The sequence below is a fragment of the Nocardia sp. NPDC059228 genome (assembly GCF_042754245.1).
Classification (GTDB): Bacteria; Actinomycetota; Actinomycetes; order Mycobacteriales; family Mycobacteriaceae; genus Nocardia.
This window is the reverse complement of sequence record NZ_JBHZAL010000007.1, coordinates 39,044-52,572: the sequence shown is the minus strand read 5'-3', so window position 1 is coordinate 52,572 and position 13,529 is coordinate 39,044. Positions and strand designations below refer to the sequence as shown.

8 protein-coding genes and 2 tRNA genes are annotated in these 13,529 nt (G+C 70.0%); 2 read left to right on the top strand and 8 right to left on the bottom strand.

Going from position 1 to position 13,529, the window contains the following annotated elements:
* Nucleotides 1–72 precede the first annotated feature (72 nt).
* The gene (locus ACFXKA_RS14035) at nucleotides 73–3,087 is read left to right on the top strand and encodes a bifunctional [glutamine synthetase] adenylyltransferase/[glutamine synthetase]-adenylyl-L-tyrosine phosphorylase (RefSeq protein WP_379427498.1); all 3,015 of its coding nucleotides are present in this window, start codon (nucleotides 73–75) and stop codon (nucleotides 3,085–3,087) included.
* A 216-nt stretch (nucleotides 3,088–3,303) separates the two neighbouring features.
* Here the strand turns inward: ACFXKA_RS14035 and ACFXKA_RS14030 are convergent, their stop codons facing one another.
* The 5 genes from ACFXKA_RS14030 to ACFXKA_RS14010 form a co-directional block, all read right to left on the bottom strand.
* The gene (locus ACFXKA_RS14030) at nucleotides 3,304–4,539 is read right to left on the bottom strand and encodes a hypothetical protein (RefSeq protein WP_379427497.1); all 1,236 of its coding nucleotides are present in this window, start codon (nucleotides 4,537–4,539) and stop codon (nucleotides 3,304–3,306) included.
* A gap of 139 nt (nucleotides 4,540–4,678) precedes the next feature.
* Nucleotides 4,679–7,261: a hypothetical protein gene (locus tag ACFXKA_RS14025; protein ID WP_379427496.1), complete on the bottom strand. Its 2,583-nt coding sequence runs from the start codon at nucleotides 7,259–7,261 to the stop codon at nucleotides 4,679–4,681.
* Between the two features lie 27 nt (nucleotides 7,262–7,288).
* Nucleotides 7,289–7,360 (bottom strand) — tRNA-Arg (locus ACFXKA_RS14020).
* Nucleotide 7,361: 1 nt separating this feature from the next.
* A tRNA-Lys gene (locus ACFXKA_RS14015) sits at nucleotides 7,362–7,436 on the bottom strand.
* A 55-nt stretch (nucleotides 7,437–7,491) separates the two neighbouring features.
* Nucleotides 7,492–8,313, bottom strand: coding sequence for a class I SAM-dependent methyltransferase (locus ACFXKA_RS14010; protein ID WP_379427495.1), 822 nt, complete (start codon nucleotides 8,311–8,313; stop codon nucleotides 7,492–7,494).
* A 177-nt stretch (nucleotides 8,314–8,490) separates the two neighbouring features.
* On the opposite strand from ACFXKA_RS14010, the gene ACFXKA_RS14005 reads away from it, so the two are divergent.
* On the top strand, nucleotides 8,491–9,402 hold the full coding sequence (locus tag ACFXKA_RS14005) for a hypothetical protein (RefSeq protein WP_379427494.1): 912 nt from the start codon (nucleotides 8,491–8,493) through the stop codon (nucleotides 9,400–9,402).
* Between the two features lie 74 nt (nucleotides 9,403–9,476).
* Here the strand turns inward: ACFXKA_RS14005 and ACFXKA_RS14000 are convergent, their stop codons facing one another.
* From ACFXKA_RS14000 to ACFXKA_RS13990, 3 genes are all read right to left on the bottom strand, one after another.
* Nucleotides 9,477–10,316 (bottom strand): alpha/beta hydrolase, encoded by an 840-nt coding sequence (locus tag ACFXKA_RS14000; protein ID WP_379427493.1) that lies wholly within the window; start codon nucleotides 10,314–10,316, stop codon nucleotides 9,477–9,479.
* 161 nt (nucleotides 10,317–10,477) lie between these two features.
* Nucleotides 10,478–11,842, bottom strand: a complete 1,365-nt coding sequence (locus ACFXKA_RS13995; RefSeq protein ID WP_379427492.1) for a M20/M25/M40 family metallo-hydrolase — start codon at nucleotides 11,840–11,842, stop codon at nucleotides 10,478–10,480.
* 4 nt (nucleotides 11,843–11,846) lie between these two features.
* Complete coding sequence (locus ACFXKA_RS13990; RefSeq protein ID WP_379427491.1) at nucleotides 11,847–13,499, bottom strand: CocE/NonD family hydrolase; 1,653 nt, start codon at nucleotides 13,497–13,499, stop codon at nucleotides 11,847–11,849.
* Nucleotides 13,500–13,529: the final 30 nt, after the last annotated feature.

Below are 13,529 nucleotides of genomic sequence, written 5' to 3'. Positions count from 1 at the left end.
AGCGGGCAACGATGTCCCGTTTGAGAGGGATGGGCGGCACGTCCGATCAGCGTGACATGTAATTTGAAGGGCATGGTTCGGCCACCGACTGCTCGCTCCGCTGTACCCAGTGTCGGACGGCTCGGTCTGCTCGAGCCGTCGGCCGCCGACTCTCTGCGAGAGTTGGCGTGGGACAACGTGGACAGCGTGCCACTGTTATGGGCGCTGTCGCGGTCCCCCGACGCCGATCTGGCGCTGCTGACGCTCATCCGGCTGCGCGAGCAGCTCGGGAGCGACTGGGCCGCTGTGGATTACGAGCTGCGCCGGGACACCGCGCTGCGCGGGCGGCTGCTGGCCCTCATCGGCTCGTCGAGCGCCTTCGCCGATCACCTGGTGGCGGATCCGGGCTCCTGGCAGCTGCTGAAGCGGAAGACGCTGCCCGATCGGGCGGAGCTGCTCGCGGATCTGCTGGACGCCGTGCACGCCACCCCGGAGACCGGGGAGAACGCCGGCCCCATGATGCACCGGGCCGGCGTGGCCGGCCCGGAGGCGATCGCCTTGCTGCGCAAGCGATATCGCGATCAGCTCATGCTGCTGGCCGCCATCGACCTGGCCGCCACCGTGGAGAACGAACCGGTGCTGCCGTACCAGCAGGTCGGCCGGCACCTCACCGATCTGGCCGACGCGGCGCTCACCGCGGCGCTGTCGGTGGCGATAGCCCGGGTGTGCCCCGACCGGGAGACGCCGGTCCGGCTGGCCGTCATCGCCATGGGCAAATGCGGTGCGCGGGAACTGAATTACGTCTCCGATGTCGACGTCATCTTCGTCGCCGAACCGGCCGACACCACCGCCACCCGGCTCGCCGCCGAGATGATGAGCGTGGGCAGCGCGGCCTTCTTCGAGATCGACGCGGCGCTGCGGCCGGAGGGCAAGGCCGGCGCGCTGGTGCGCACCCTGGACTCGCACATCGCCTACTACAAGCGCTGGGCGCGCACCTGGGAATTCCAGGCGCTGCTCAAGATGCGGCCCGCCACCGGCGATCTCGCACTCGGCGCCGCCTACCGCGACGCACTGATGCCCATGGTGTGGGCGGCCAACGAGCGGCCGGACTTCGTGGCGGACGTGCAGGCCATGCGGCGGCGCGTCGAGGACCTGGTGCCCGCGGACCTGCGCGAACGCGAACTGAAACTGGGGCACGGCAGTCTGCGCGACGTCGAATTCGCTGTCCAGCTACTGCAATTGGTGCACGGCAAGGCCGACGAATCGCTGCACGTGCAGGGCACGGTGGAGGCGCTGACCGCGCTGGCCGCGGGCGGCTATGTGGGCCGCGACGACGCCGCCAACCTGACCGCCTCCTACGAATTCCTGCGGCTGCTCGAACACCGCCTGCAGCTGCAGCGACTCAAGCGCACCCACACCCTGCCCGCCCCCGAGGACGAGGAGGGTATCCGCTGGCTGGCCCGCGCCGCGCACATGCGGCCCGACGGGCGGCAGGACGCGGTCGGGGTGCTCACCAGCGAGATCAAACGCAATGCGGTGCGGGTGCGGCGGCTGCACGCCAAACTGTTCTACCGGCCGCTGCTGGAATCGGTTGCGCGCCTGGACGCCGCCAGTCTGCGACTCAGCCCCGAGGCGGCGGTGCGGCAGCTGGCCGCGCTGGGCTATGTGGCGCCGGAGAACGCGCTCGGGCATCTGAAGGCGCTGACCGGGGAGGTCGGGCGCAAGGGACGGATCCAGGCGCTGCTGCTGCCGACCCTGCTCGAATGGCTCGGTGAGACACCGAATCCCGACGCGGGCCTGCTGGCCTATCGGCGGGTGTCGGAAGGGCTCGACAACGAGATCTGGTTCCTGCGCGAACTGCGCGACGAGGGAGCCATCGCGCAGCGGCTGATGATCGTGCTCGGGTCCTCGGCGTACCTGCCGGATCTGCTGATCAATGCGCCCGAGACCATTCGCATGTACGCCGACGGGCCGGACGGGCCGCTGCTGCTCGCCACCAAGCCCTCGGATGTGGCGCGCGGAATCCTTTCCGGCGCACGTCGTTACGACGACCCGAGGCGCGCGGTCGCGACCGCGCGCTCGCTGCGCCGGCACGAGCTGGCCCGCGTGGCCTCGGCGGATGTGCTGGGCATGCTCGAGGTCCCGCAGGTGTGCGAGGCGCTGTCCTCGGTGTGGATCGCCACCCTGGAGGCGGCGCTGCAGGCCGTGATCCGGGCCAGTGAGGCCGAACTCGGCAGGCGCGCGCCCGCCGACTTCGCCGTCATCGGCATGGGCCGGCTGGGCGGGATGGAACTCGGCTACGGCTCCGACGCCGACGTGCTGTTCGTGTGCGATCCGCGGCCCGGCGAGGACGAGACCGTCGCGGTGAAATGGGCGATCAGCGTCGCCGAACAGGTGCAGCGACTGCTCGGCGCGCCGAGCACCGACCCGCCGCTCCAGGTCGATGCCGGGTTGCGGCCCGAGGGCCGTAACGGTGCGCTGGTCCGCACGCTCGCCGCCTACTCCGCCTATTACACGCAGTGGGCGCAGCCCTGGGAGGTGCAGGCTCTGCTGCGCGCCCACCAGGTCGCCGGCGACCGCGAACTCGGAATCCGGTTCCTGCGCACCATGGATCCGATCCGCTATCCGGAGGGCGGCATGTCCCCCGAGGGCGTGCGCGAGATCCGCCGCATCAAGGCTCGCGTCGATTCCGAACGCCTGCCGCGCGGCGCCAACCCCGCCACCCACACCAAACTGGGCCGCGGCGGCCTCGCCGACATCGAATGGACCGTCCAGCTCCTGCAGCTCCTGCACGCCCACGAGGACCCCGAACTCCACAACACCTCCACCCTCGAATCCCTCGACGCCATCGAACGCGCCGAGCTGATCGACACCGCCGACGCCGCCCTCCTCCGCGACGCCTGGCTCACCGCCACCAAGGCCCGCAATGCCCTCGTCCTGGTCCGCGGCAAACCGGCCGACCAACTCCCCGGCCCCGGCACCCTGCTCTCCGCCGTGGCCCGAGTCGCCGGCTGGCCCAACGACGACGGCAGCGAATTCCTCGACCACTACATGCGCGTCACCCGTCGCGCCAAAACGGTCGTGGAACGCGTCTTCGGCGGAGAGTAGGAGCCGCGCCGGCAGCACGAATCCTCCTCACGCCCTGCCTGTTCGCGACGTTGCAGCCGGTCGCCGTCAGTAGGCGCACATCGACAGTGCGGTGGTGAGGTCTCTTGTCTGCCGGGGCGGTCGCGGTGGTGGACCTGTTCGAGGCCGCAGGTGTGCCGCGCGAGGCAGCGGCGGAGACCTCCATCGCCGGCTCGCGGCGCTTGTTCGGCCGAGGGATCAGCTCGGGTCGCCGATGTCGGGTTGCACGAGATCGTTTCGGGCTGCGGGGAATTCGGCACCGATTGCGGGTGGGACGTGGGGGAGGGGGCTTCCGAGGAGTTCGTCCTGGCGGTCGCGGATCAGCCAGGGTGGGGTGCGATGGGATGAATCCGGGTCGGTGGTGGGGCGGCCGCCGGGGGCGAACATGCCGGAAGGTGCCGAGCCGGGTGGGGCGGCGAGGTTGGGGGAGTTGGGTTGTCTGGGCTGGGTGAGGGGTTCGGGGCTGGGCGGGCCGGGGAAGCTGCGACCCGGATCGGGGGTAGCGGGGGTGGGGGAGAGCGGGATGGCCGGGTGGCCGCCGGGGGTCGGGGTGAACGGGGACGTGGGTGGGGTGGTGGCGGCGGGTTCGGTTTCGGGATCGGTCCGATGAGGGGCGGTCGAGGGCTGATCGCCGGAGGTTCGGCGGTCGGGACTCCGGTATGCGGGATCGTGCGCATCGGCTTCTGTCCCGGAGCCCGGAAGGTGTTGGGAATCGCCCGGATCGGTTGCGGCGGCCGTGGTGCCGGGAGACTGAGGTCCGGGATCGTGACCGCCACCCGGGCCGCTCCAGGCATCCGAGGGCGGGATGGTGGGCCGGCCTGTGTCCTGGGTGGAATCGGGTGTGCCGCCGAGGTTTTCGGATGCGGTATCGCCGGGAGATCTGAGCGCGAAGAAGGCGGGGACGGCCGTGCCGGCGGGTGGGTAGATCGGGACGTAGTTGGCATCCAGGGCGGCCAGTGCGAGGTGGTACTGCTCGTCTTTGGTGTCGGCGGGGACGTCGGGTACAGGTGGTGGCACGGTTTTCCGGACGGCTTCGGCGCCGTAGGCGGCAGCGATCACTCGGTGGCCGGTGCTGTGCGCGATTTCGGCGACATCCGTGGCGTCGCGGACGAATTGGCGGGCAGCGGTCTCGGCGGCGTCGGCGAGATGGCCGGACATAGCGGCGGCGAGGGTGGTCTGGACGGTGGCGTGCAGGGTGCTCAGGGCGCCGAACATGCTGTCGGCGATGCTCACCCAAATCTGGGCGGCCGCGTGCATGTCGCCGGGGTTCATGGCCTGGACGCGGGCGTGGATCTGCGCGTGCGAGAACCGGGGAAAATGCTCCAGCTGCCGGATGTAATCCGGGTCGAGTCCGCGCCCGGCGATCCGCGACTGCTCATGTTCGGTGCCCGACTGACTCAATCGGGCCCTGCGCCGCAAGGCTTCCGGTTCCATCGATCTCCTCCCATCGTCCGGCGTCTCCTCACTTGGACGCCACGGGTGGGGCACCGGTTCCGCGCCCCACCCTGTCGCGGAGTGATTCGCTTGGGGCCAGCGCTCGGACTTCCGGTGCCGTCAACCGAAACGAAGGCGGTCAGCCGAAATACCAGTGGCGTCCCACCGCCCAGCCGAGCAGGCGGCGGCCGGCTCCGTTCGGCTCGAGGCCGTTCGGTGCGAACCGGCCGCCCGCCACGATGTGGGCCAATCCCGCGACGGCCGGCTCCAGGCGCGGGACAGCGTGCTGGTCGATCAGCCGGTCGATCTGGCCGGTCTGGCCGGCGAGATCGCAATAGCTGAGCAGGAATACGGCCTGCCGCCACGCGTAGGCGGCGTTCTTCACCTGGATGAGGGCGGCATGACCGTGGGCGGGCTGACTCAGGCGCCGGATGATCCAGTCGAAGGTGCGGTTCGCCAGATCGGGCGCGGACTCGCGCAGCTGTTCGCCCAGATCCAGCGCGTCGACGAGGACCGCCAGATTGTGGGTGGTCAGGATCTGGCTCTGCTCCAGCAGCGCGCCATTGCGGGCGACGTAGTCGTGCCGGGTACCTGCCTCGACGGCGCGCCGCGCACACAGCTCCGTGAAATCGGTGGCAGTGGACTTGCCCCACCGGATTTCGCTCCGCGCACCCGCGCGCCAGTGGTCGGCCGACGGCAGGTCGTAATACCGCTGGTACAGCGTGCCTGTCAGGGTCCGGCTCGCAATGATCGCCGCTGCCCGCCACTTCTCGGTGAACGTGCCCATGAAGATGTCCGCCGCCACCTCCTCGACCAGCGGCACCCGCAGCCCGGCCTGCTCTGCGAGAGTGTGGAATTCGCGCACCAGAGGGTTCGGCAGCACCGCCTCCGGAAACGACTCGATGGCCAGCAACGTCGTCTGCCGCAGCAGCCGCCGCGCCGCCGCCGATCCACCACCGGAGTTCCCGTCGCGGGATTCCCGGGACTTCCTGGAGCGGAGGCCATCGGACGACCCGGCGCGGGTTGCGTCGTCCGGCTCTCCGGTGCCGGTCGCCGTGCGCAGCGCGTGCAGGGCTGTGACCCAGGGCAATTCGTCGAACCGCACCTGATACTGGAGGTTGAGCAGCAGCAGGCTGCGTCGCTGCCGGAAGGCCGTGTACATCTGCTCGTACAGGCTCGCGGCCACCGGATCAGCGATATCGGCGGCCAGCAGCCGGGAGGTGAGCTGTGGCAGCACCGCCGCCAGCACCTCGCCGGAACCGATGATTCCGCGCTGGGCCAGCTCCTCGGCGGGCGCTTCCAATGCGCGAATCGCCTTGTCCTGCAAATGCTGTGGGATGGTGGTGCCGTCGGCGATCGCGACCCTGTCGTCCGCCCCGACCGGCGTGGTGACAGGGTCCAGCGAGGGCAGGCCACCGTCCGCGGGGAAGCGTTCGATGCGCGTCAGGAGAACGCCGGCGAAATCCGTATACAGCGGCGCGGTAATAGCGGCCGCCTGTTCCGCCCGCGCTGACTCCCGTGCGGCGCTACCGGGTTCCCCGTGCCGGGTGAGCGTATTGGCCAGCGCCCGGCGAACTCGATCAACCTGGTGCGGGTTCAGCAGACTCGTACGTGCCGGCCGAGTGTCCGCGTCGGTCGACTGCGCGGCGCCCGGGTGCGGGTTCGCTGACTGCGAGTTCACCGATCGAGCGGCCGCCGACTGCTGGTTGGCCGGGTTCGTTGCCGGTGCGGGCCCGGCCGACATGCGGGCGGTGGTTCGTGATGACACATCGATCGAGCCGTTGTCGCGGGCCTCGTCGCGGATGCTCAGCAGCGCCTCGTGGAGGTGGGTGAAGTTGCTCTTGCGGTGGGCGTGGCGGCCGCGGAACTCGTGGGTGGTGCGGGCGGACTCGAAATCGGCCAGCCAGCGGGCACGTTCGTGCATCCAGTGGGGCGGGACGGCGCTGCCCGGAAGGCCGCCGATGACGGTGCCGGTGCGGTCGCGGCTCGGGAGGTCGCCGTCGACGGTGGCGCACCAGAGTGCGACCAGACGGTCGTAGAGCGGGGTCCAGACCTCGATGGTGGCGTGCATGAGGGTCAGTTGTTCCGGGGTGCGCACGCCGCGCAGGGCGTCGGCGGCCTCGCCGACGGTCGCCACCCGCACCGCCGCGCCGGACGGGCGGGCCACGAGGTCGAAGGCGGGGGTGAAGCGCAGACGCGACATGTACGGGCGGAGTTCGGCGACCAGGTCGAGCGCCTGCTCGGGAAAACCCTTGTCCAGCAACAGGGCTACGACGAGCAGCGCCGCATGCTCGGGGAGCTGGATGCGATAGTGGCCGCTGCGCAGGGCTGCCAGGAGCTGGGCCTGGCCGGCGTCGCCGAGGTACCAGAGGTTGAGTCGTTCGCGGGGGTTGTCGCCGGGCACCTCGGCGGGCAGGTCGGCGACTCGTTCCGCCTCGTCCCGGGTGAGCGGGGCCTCGGCGAGGCCGCGGCCGGTGGTGAATCCGCCGTGTGCGACCTCCAGGGTCACCCAGGCGGGCAGATCGGCGACGGGGGTGCGGCTGCCGACCGTGACGCGGCCGCTCGTCAGTCCGTCCAGCACCTCGCGCCAGCGTTGCGCCTTGGCCTCTGCTCGCCGCCGCTCGGCCTTGTTCGCCCCGGCGCGCACGATGGCGGTCAGCGCGCGCGACAGCTGCCCCGTCGCATACCGCTGCGGACCATGGCGAAAGACCTGATCGGACAAGGGAACTCCTGAATCGGTGACAAGCAGACCTGGCCGCGAGATTCGAACTCGCGCCCTCCCGGTCCGAAGCCGGGTGCTCTGCCGCTGAGCTAGGCCAGGGTGGGCATGGAGGCAGGATTCGAACCTGCGCCCTCCCGGTTAAGAGCCGGGTGATCTACCGCTGATCTACTCCATGTGGCGTCCGGATCGTATCCGGGGCGGAACCGGATGCGCACGAACATTTTTCGATGTCAGTGTTTGCGTGCCTGCAGGGTGAAGCTGAGGGGCAGGCGTTCGGGGTGTTCGGCGAGCCGCCATTCGGAGTCCTCGCCGCACACCATGCGACCGGGGAGGGCCTCCCACGGCACGCTGTGGTGCTCGACGAGCTGGGTGAGGGTCAGGTCGGCCTGCAGGACGGCCTCCACGATCTCGCCGAGGCCGTGATTCCACTCGTGGGTGGTGCTGTGCGCGACCGCCAGATCGATGTCCACATAGGTGGTTCCGTCGTCGAACACCATGGGCTCCGGCGTCTCGAAGTACGGGTAGCCGAGGGTGAGCGCGTCGGTGCGGGCCTCGTCCACGGCCATCCGGACCGGATGGTCGTCGCGGATGAACAGCCGCCCGCCCGGCCGCAGCAGCCCGGCCACCGTCTCGGCCCACCGGCGGATGTCGGGCAGCCAGCACAGCGCCCCGATGCCGGTGTACACGAGATCGAATCGCGCAGCGCCGAGCACGGTTACGGCGTCGTAGACGTCGGCCTCGACGAAATCGATTGGTGTGGCGCTGGATTCGGCGAGCTTGCGAGCCTCGGCCAGGGAGGCGGGGGAGAAGTCGAGGCCGGTCATGGTGGCGCCCAGCCGCGCGAGGGAGAGGGTGTCGGTGCCGATGTGGCATTGCAGGTGCACCGCGTCCAGACCGCGGATGTCGCCGAGGCGCGGCAGGTCGAAGCGGACCACGTGGCTCAGGAACGACGGATCGGTCCGGAATTTGTCGAGGGCGTAGTCGCCGGAACCGGCGTGCAGCGGAGCGCGATCGTCCCAGTTGGCCCGGTTCAGGCGGCGGTAGTCGCTCATGATGCTCGACTGTGCCATGAATGCGGCGGCCGTCTCAGCTGATTTTCCGGATGCGTGTCGCGAGCGGCGCGCCGTGACCGGGCCGATGATTCCCACCGGCAGTTGCGAGACCGGGGACTTCGTGCGATATGTCGGTGGATACTCGGAGCAGGTCCCGAGTGGTGAGCGGGAGGCGAGATGGGGACGTCGCGGGTGCGGCTGGGGCTGGCCGTCGTGCTCTTGGTGGCGGGGGTGGTCCTCACCGGTTGTTCGGCCGTCAAAGGACCAGCCGCACAAAATGTTCCGGCTCCGGCGACGACCAATCCGTGGGAACTCACCGGGCAGACCTCGGCGAGCGGGCCCAGCGGTCCCCGGACCGGGGTGCCGGACGCGGATCTGCGGGCCGAGAACGGGGACGGCGGGGCCATCGACAAGCTGGCCCTGAACGCCATCTCCGATATCGCCGACTACTGGAAAGGGCAGTACGCCAAGAACTTTCCGGGCACCTTCACCCCGGTGACCCGATTCATCTCCTGGGATGCCACCGCGCCCCGCGCCCGGGCCGTCGATTTCTGCCGCAGCAGCACCTATCAGGAGGTCAATGCCGCCTACTGCAGCGTCGACCAGACCATCGGCTGGGATCGCGGCACCCTGCTGCCCGAACTCGTGAAGAAGTTCGGGCAGCTGGCGGTGGTCATGGTGCTGGCCCACGAATACGGGCACTCCGTCCAGGCGCAGGCCGAACTGAACGGCTTCTTCACCTCGAGCGTGGTGCGCGAACAGCAGGCCGACTGCTTCGCGGGGGTGTTCCTGCGCTCGGTGGCGGAAGGGAATTCGCGGCACTTCACCCTCAACACCACCGACGGGCTGAACGGCGTGCTGGCCGCGGTCATCTCCTTCCGGGACCGGGAACCCGGCGCGTCGCAGGACGAGCACGGGACCGCGTTCGGACGGGTCACCGCCGTGCAACCGATCTCGACGCGGCGATCTCCGGACTGTTGCTCGACGGGCTGGCCGCCGCCGACGTCAACGGCGCTGTGGTTCCCAGCGGCTTCGTGCGGCTCGAGGCCTTCCGGACCGGGGTGCTGGACGGCGAGGACGCCTGCCTGAAGGCTTACCGGTAGCGGACCAACGGCCGGAATCCGGAGTGGCGCAGTGGATTCCGGCCGTTTACGGCCGCCGGCTCAGTTCTGCGGCAGGTGCGCCTCGAGCCAGTTCACCAGGTCGGTGAGCACCTTGTCCTGTTCGGGCTCGTTGTAGATCTCGTGGTAGAGCCCGTCGTAGCGGATGACCGTCTTGTCCTTCGACGCCGCGCTCCGCTCCAGCAGGTCGCTGCCGGTGGGCGAGGCGAGGCCGTCGGAGGTGCCGTGCTGGACCAGCAGCGGGGCGGTCAGGCGGTCCAGGTGGGACTTGACGTACTCGCCCGCGCGCAGCATCTCACCGGCGGTGCGGGCCGGGACGCCGCCGTGGTGCACCAGCGGATCCTCGTCATAGGCGCGCACCACCTCGGGGTCGCGGCTCACCAGCGTCGAATCCAGCTTCACCACCGGCAGATTCGGCAGGTATTTCGACACCAGCGGCGCGGCCAGGCGCTGCACCGCATTGCCCGCCTCGATATCGATGGCCGGGGCCGACAGCACGACGCCGGTCACCTCCGGCTGGTCGCGGGTGGCCAGGTAGGCGGTGGTGAGGCCGCCCATGCTGTGGCCGATGAGGAAGCTCGGCAGTCCGGGATGGCGTCCGGTGGCGGTGGTGAGCATGGTGCGCACATTGTCGGCCGCGGTATCCAGCGAGACGACATTCGCCCGCGGGCCCTCCGATTTGCCGTGCCCGGTGTGGTCGAGCGCGTAGACCGCGACCCCGGACTCGGTGAGCCGCTGCGCGACATGCGCGTACCGGCCGGAGTGCTCGGCGTACCCGTGCACGATCACGGCGACGGCGCGGGGGTCGCCGTCGGGCAGCCACGCCTGCCAGAACACGCGGCCTTCCGCTCCCTGGAATTCACCGGTTTCCGTGCGGGTCATTCGCCGCTCCCTTCGGTTCAAGGTCGTCACGCTGCCGGAGGGTGCGCCCGCCCAACACGGTGCGCCCGAAATGTCGAGTACCGGCGGAATCATTCTCGCGCATCCGGCGCGTGGCGGGGCCGGACGGGCAAATCCGTCCGGTGGAGTGGGGGTTGCCGGGGTCAGCCGACGAGGCGGTCGAGCAGAAGCCGGTTGAACCGGATCAATCGGGCGTAATCGGCGCGGGAGATTCGTTCGTCGGTGCCGTGGATACGCTCCAGATCGGTGGCGGTCAAGATGATCGGCGCGAAATTACAGCGGGTGGCGGCCAGATCGTCGTAATAGCGGGAGTCGGTGGCGCCCGGGACGACGCCGACCGTGACGGCGATGCCCGGCGCAACCTCGCGCGCGACGTCGGCGACGAGATCGAAGTCCGGGCCCGCCGACGGGTTGGCCGAGGGCTCGGAGGTGGTGCCGTCGAGTTCGATGGATACGCCCTTGTCCCGCACCACCTTCCGGCAGTGGGCCAGCACATCGGCCACCGAATCGCCCGGCAGGATGCGGAAGTTCACGAACGCCTCGGCCCGCTGCGGCAGCACATTGGGCTTCACCCCGCCGCTGATCATGGTCGGCGCGGTGGTGGTCCGCACCAGCGCCTCGGTCTGCGGCCGGGCCGCCAGCACCCGCGCCGCGATGGCCCCGGCCACGTGCACCAGCCCGAGCAGCGTCCGGCGCGGTTCGGACATGAATTCCCGTACCCGCGTGAGCATGTCGACCGCGACCGGCGTCAACCGCAAGGGGAACGGATGATCCTGAATACGTGCGACCGCCCGCGCCAGCCGCCCCACCGCGGTCTGCCGTCCCGGCATCGACGAATGCCCGCCCACATCGGTCACCGACAGCCGCACCGTCGCGAACCCCTTCTCGCCCACCATGATCGTGGCCACCGGCACGTCGATCCCGTCGGCCACGCCCGTGGTGATCACGCCGCCCTCGTCGACCAGCAACCGAGCCCGGACACCGGCGTCACGCAACCGCTGCGCCATCCGTCCCGCGCCCTCGGCGCCGAAGATCTCCTCGTCGTGCCCGAACGCGAGATACACGGTCTCCCTGGGCCGGACACCCGCACTCAACGCCCGCTCGACCGCTTCCAGAATCGCCAGCACCCGGCTCTTGTCATCGATAGCCCCACGCCCCCAGATGAATTCGTCATCCACCACGCCGTCGAACGGCGGGTGCGTCCACGCCTCCAGATCGTCCACCGGCACGACATCCATATGCGCCAGCAGAATCGCCGCCACAGTGTCATCCGGCCCGTCGGCGGCCGCCCAGCGGTACAGGCGGCTGTGGCCGAAGGTTTCCCAGGTGAGGTGGGTGTGGACCAGTGGGAAGGACTGTTCGAGGTGAGCGGTGAGGCGGTCGAATTCGGCGCGGTCGATGCGGTCGCGGTTCTCGTAGGAGACGGTTCGGCAGCGGAGCGCCGCGGCCAGCCGCTCGGCGGTGGCATCGTCGACGGTGCGGGCGTCGGTCGGCGCGGTGCTGGTCATGGGCCTATCCGCCGGCCCTGGGCGGGAAGTTCACGGTCACACTGGCATTGTTCACCACATCGGGGGACAGCGAGACCGACTTCTCGTTCCGCCACTTCGGAATGGCCTCGCTGATATCGCCGGGCAGGTCGGGGGTGCGGATGCTGGCGAGCAGCGGCAGGTGGATCTGGGCCGTCGTGACAGTGACCGGTGCGAAGGCCGGCGGGTGCGCCCACACGTCGTCGACCACGTCGGTGATGCGGATGCCGATCCGGTGGCCGGCGGCAATGGGCCAGTCCTGTGCGAGCAGCCGGACCTGGGCGGTCGGGGTGACCGGGGCGATGCCGCGGGTGACGACGGTCGCCCGGTTGTTCGGGTCGATGTCGTAGACCTCGACGGTGACGGCTGCCGCGGCGGGCCCGTCCAGGCCGAGGGTGGCCGTCGCCTGACCGGACAGGTGCTGGTCCTGGTCGAGTGGCTGGGTCACGGTCCAGATCTCGCGGTCCGCGCCCGGGACAAGGCCGCGGTCGTTGTAGCGTCCGGTGCGCAGATCGATGTCGACGGCGCGGCTGTCGGCGGGCGGCCACGCGGTCTCCGAACGCCACCGGCCGTCGAACTGGCCGACGGTGATCCGGGGTCCGGGCACCGTCACGTCCTTGCCCGCCACGTGCCGGTCGAAGAACGCCAGCAGCTCGGTGGCGAAGTCGGGCGAACCGCATTTCTCGGTGCAGTCGCGGTGACCCCACTGCCCGAACCAGGCCCGGTGCTCGCCCGGGCCGAGCGCGTTCCACAGCGGGAAGACCCGGTCGGGGCGGGTGTTGTAGTCGACGAAGCCCTGGCTGAGGAACAGCGGTATGGTGTTGCCCCGCACCTTCTCCACCAGATCCCGGTCCCGCCAGAATGCGGAATTCGCGTCGTGGTTGGTGGTTTCGGCGAGGTAGTGCTGATAGCAGGCCGGATCGATGCTCGAAGCATTCGCCTTGTACTCGGCCGAATCGGTCGGATACGCGGGCGTGGAGGCGATCATCAGATGCTCGAAGCCCGCGAGATCGCCGGGCCGGAAGCCGTTCTCACTGATCGGCTTGAGCGAGAACTTCCAGGCGATGCCCTGCATATAGAGGTAGGTGCTGGGATCCACGACCGGCTCGAAGGCGGCCACCGCCGCCAGTCCGGCGGGCCGCTCGGCCAGTCCCATGAGCCCGGTCCAGCCCTCGTAGGAGGTGCCGGCCAGCCCGACCCGGCCGGTCGACCACGGTTGTCCCGCAGCCCATTCCACCGCGGTCTTCACATCCGACCGCTCGCCCGGGCCGCCGAAATCGGGGCAGCCGTTGGAGCCGCCGAATCCGCGCAGATCCACGATCACGTAGGTGTATCCGGCCTGCAGGAACAGCGACGCCGGCAGATCGTCGGTGGACGGCCCGCCCTTGACCCGCGGCTCGCTCAACCGCATGAGGTGCGCCCGGTACGGGCTCACGGTCATGATCACCGGTGTGCGCACGTCGTCGGCGATTCCGACGGGTCGCAGCACGTCCGCGTGCAATCGCGTCCCGTCCGGTGCGGTGATGAACTCCTCGTGCCATTGATACTGCGCCTGCGCCCCCGCCCGCCCCGGCTCCGCCACTACCCCCACCACCAGTAGCAGCACGCCGATCAACGCGCGCCACAACACCATCCGCATGCTCACCATAGTGACCTTGGTGCTTGCGAG

What these genes read in the sequence shown, in the direction of transcription:
- ACFXKA_RS14035 (WP_379427498.1), top strand. Translation starts at nt 73, where the DNA reads ATGGTTCGGCCACCGACTGCTCGCTCCGCTGTACCCAGTGTCGGACGG.
- ACFXKA_RS14030 (WP_379427497.1), bottom strand. Translation starts at nt 4,539, where the DNA reads ATGGAACCGGAAGCCTTGCGGCGCAGGGCCCGATTGAGTCAGTCGGGC.
- ACFXKA_RS14010 (WP_379427495.1), bottom strand. Translation starts at nt 8,313, where the DNA reads ATGAGCGACTACCGCCGCCTGAACCGGGCCAACTGGGACGATCGCGCT.
- ACFXKA_RS14005 (WP_379427494.1), top strand. Translation starts at nt 8,491, where the DNA reads ATGGGGACGTCGCGGGTGCGGCTGGGGCTGGCCGTCGTGCTCTTGGTG.
- ACFXKA_RS14000 (WP_379427493.1), bottom strand. Translation starts at nt 10,316, where the DNA reads ATGACCCGCACGGAAACCGGTGAATTCCAGGGAGCGGAAGGCCGCGTG.
- ACFXKA_RS13995 (WP_379427492.1), bottom strand. Translation starts at nt 11,842, where the DNA reads ATGACCAGCACCGCGCCGACCGACGCCCGCACCGTCGACGATGCCACC.
- ACFXKA_RS13990 (WP_379427491.1), bottom strand. Translation starts at nt 13,499, where the DNA reads ATGCGGATGGTGTTGTGGCGCGCGTTGATCGGCGTGCTGCTACTGGTG.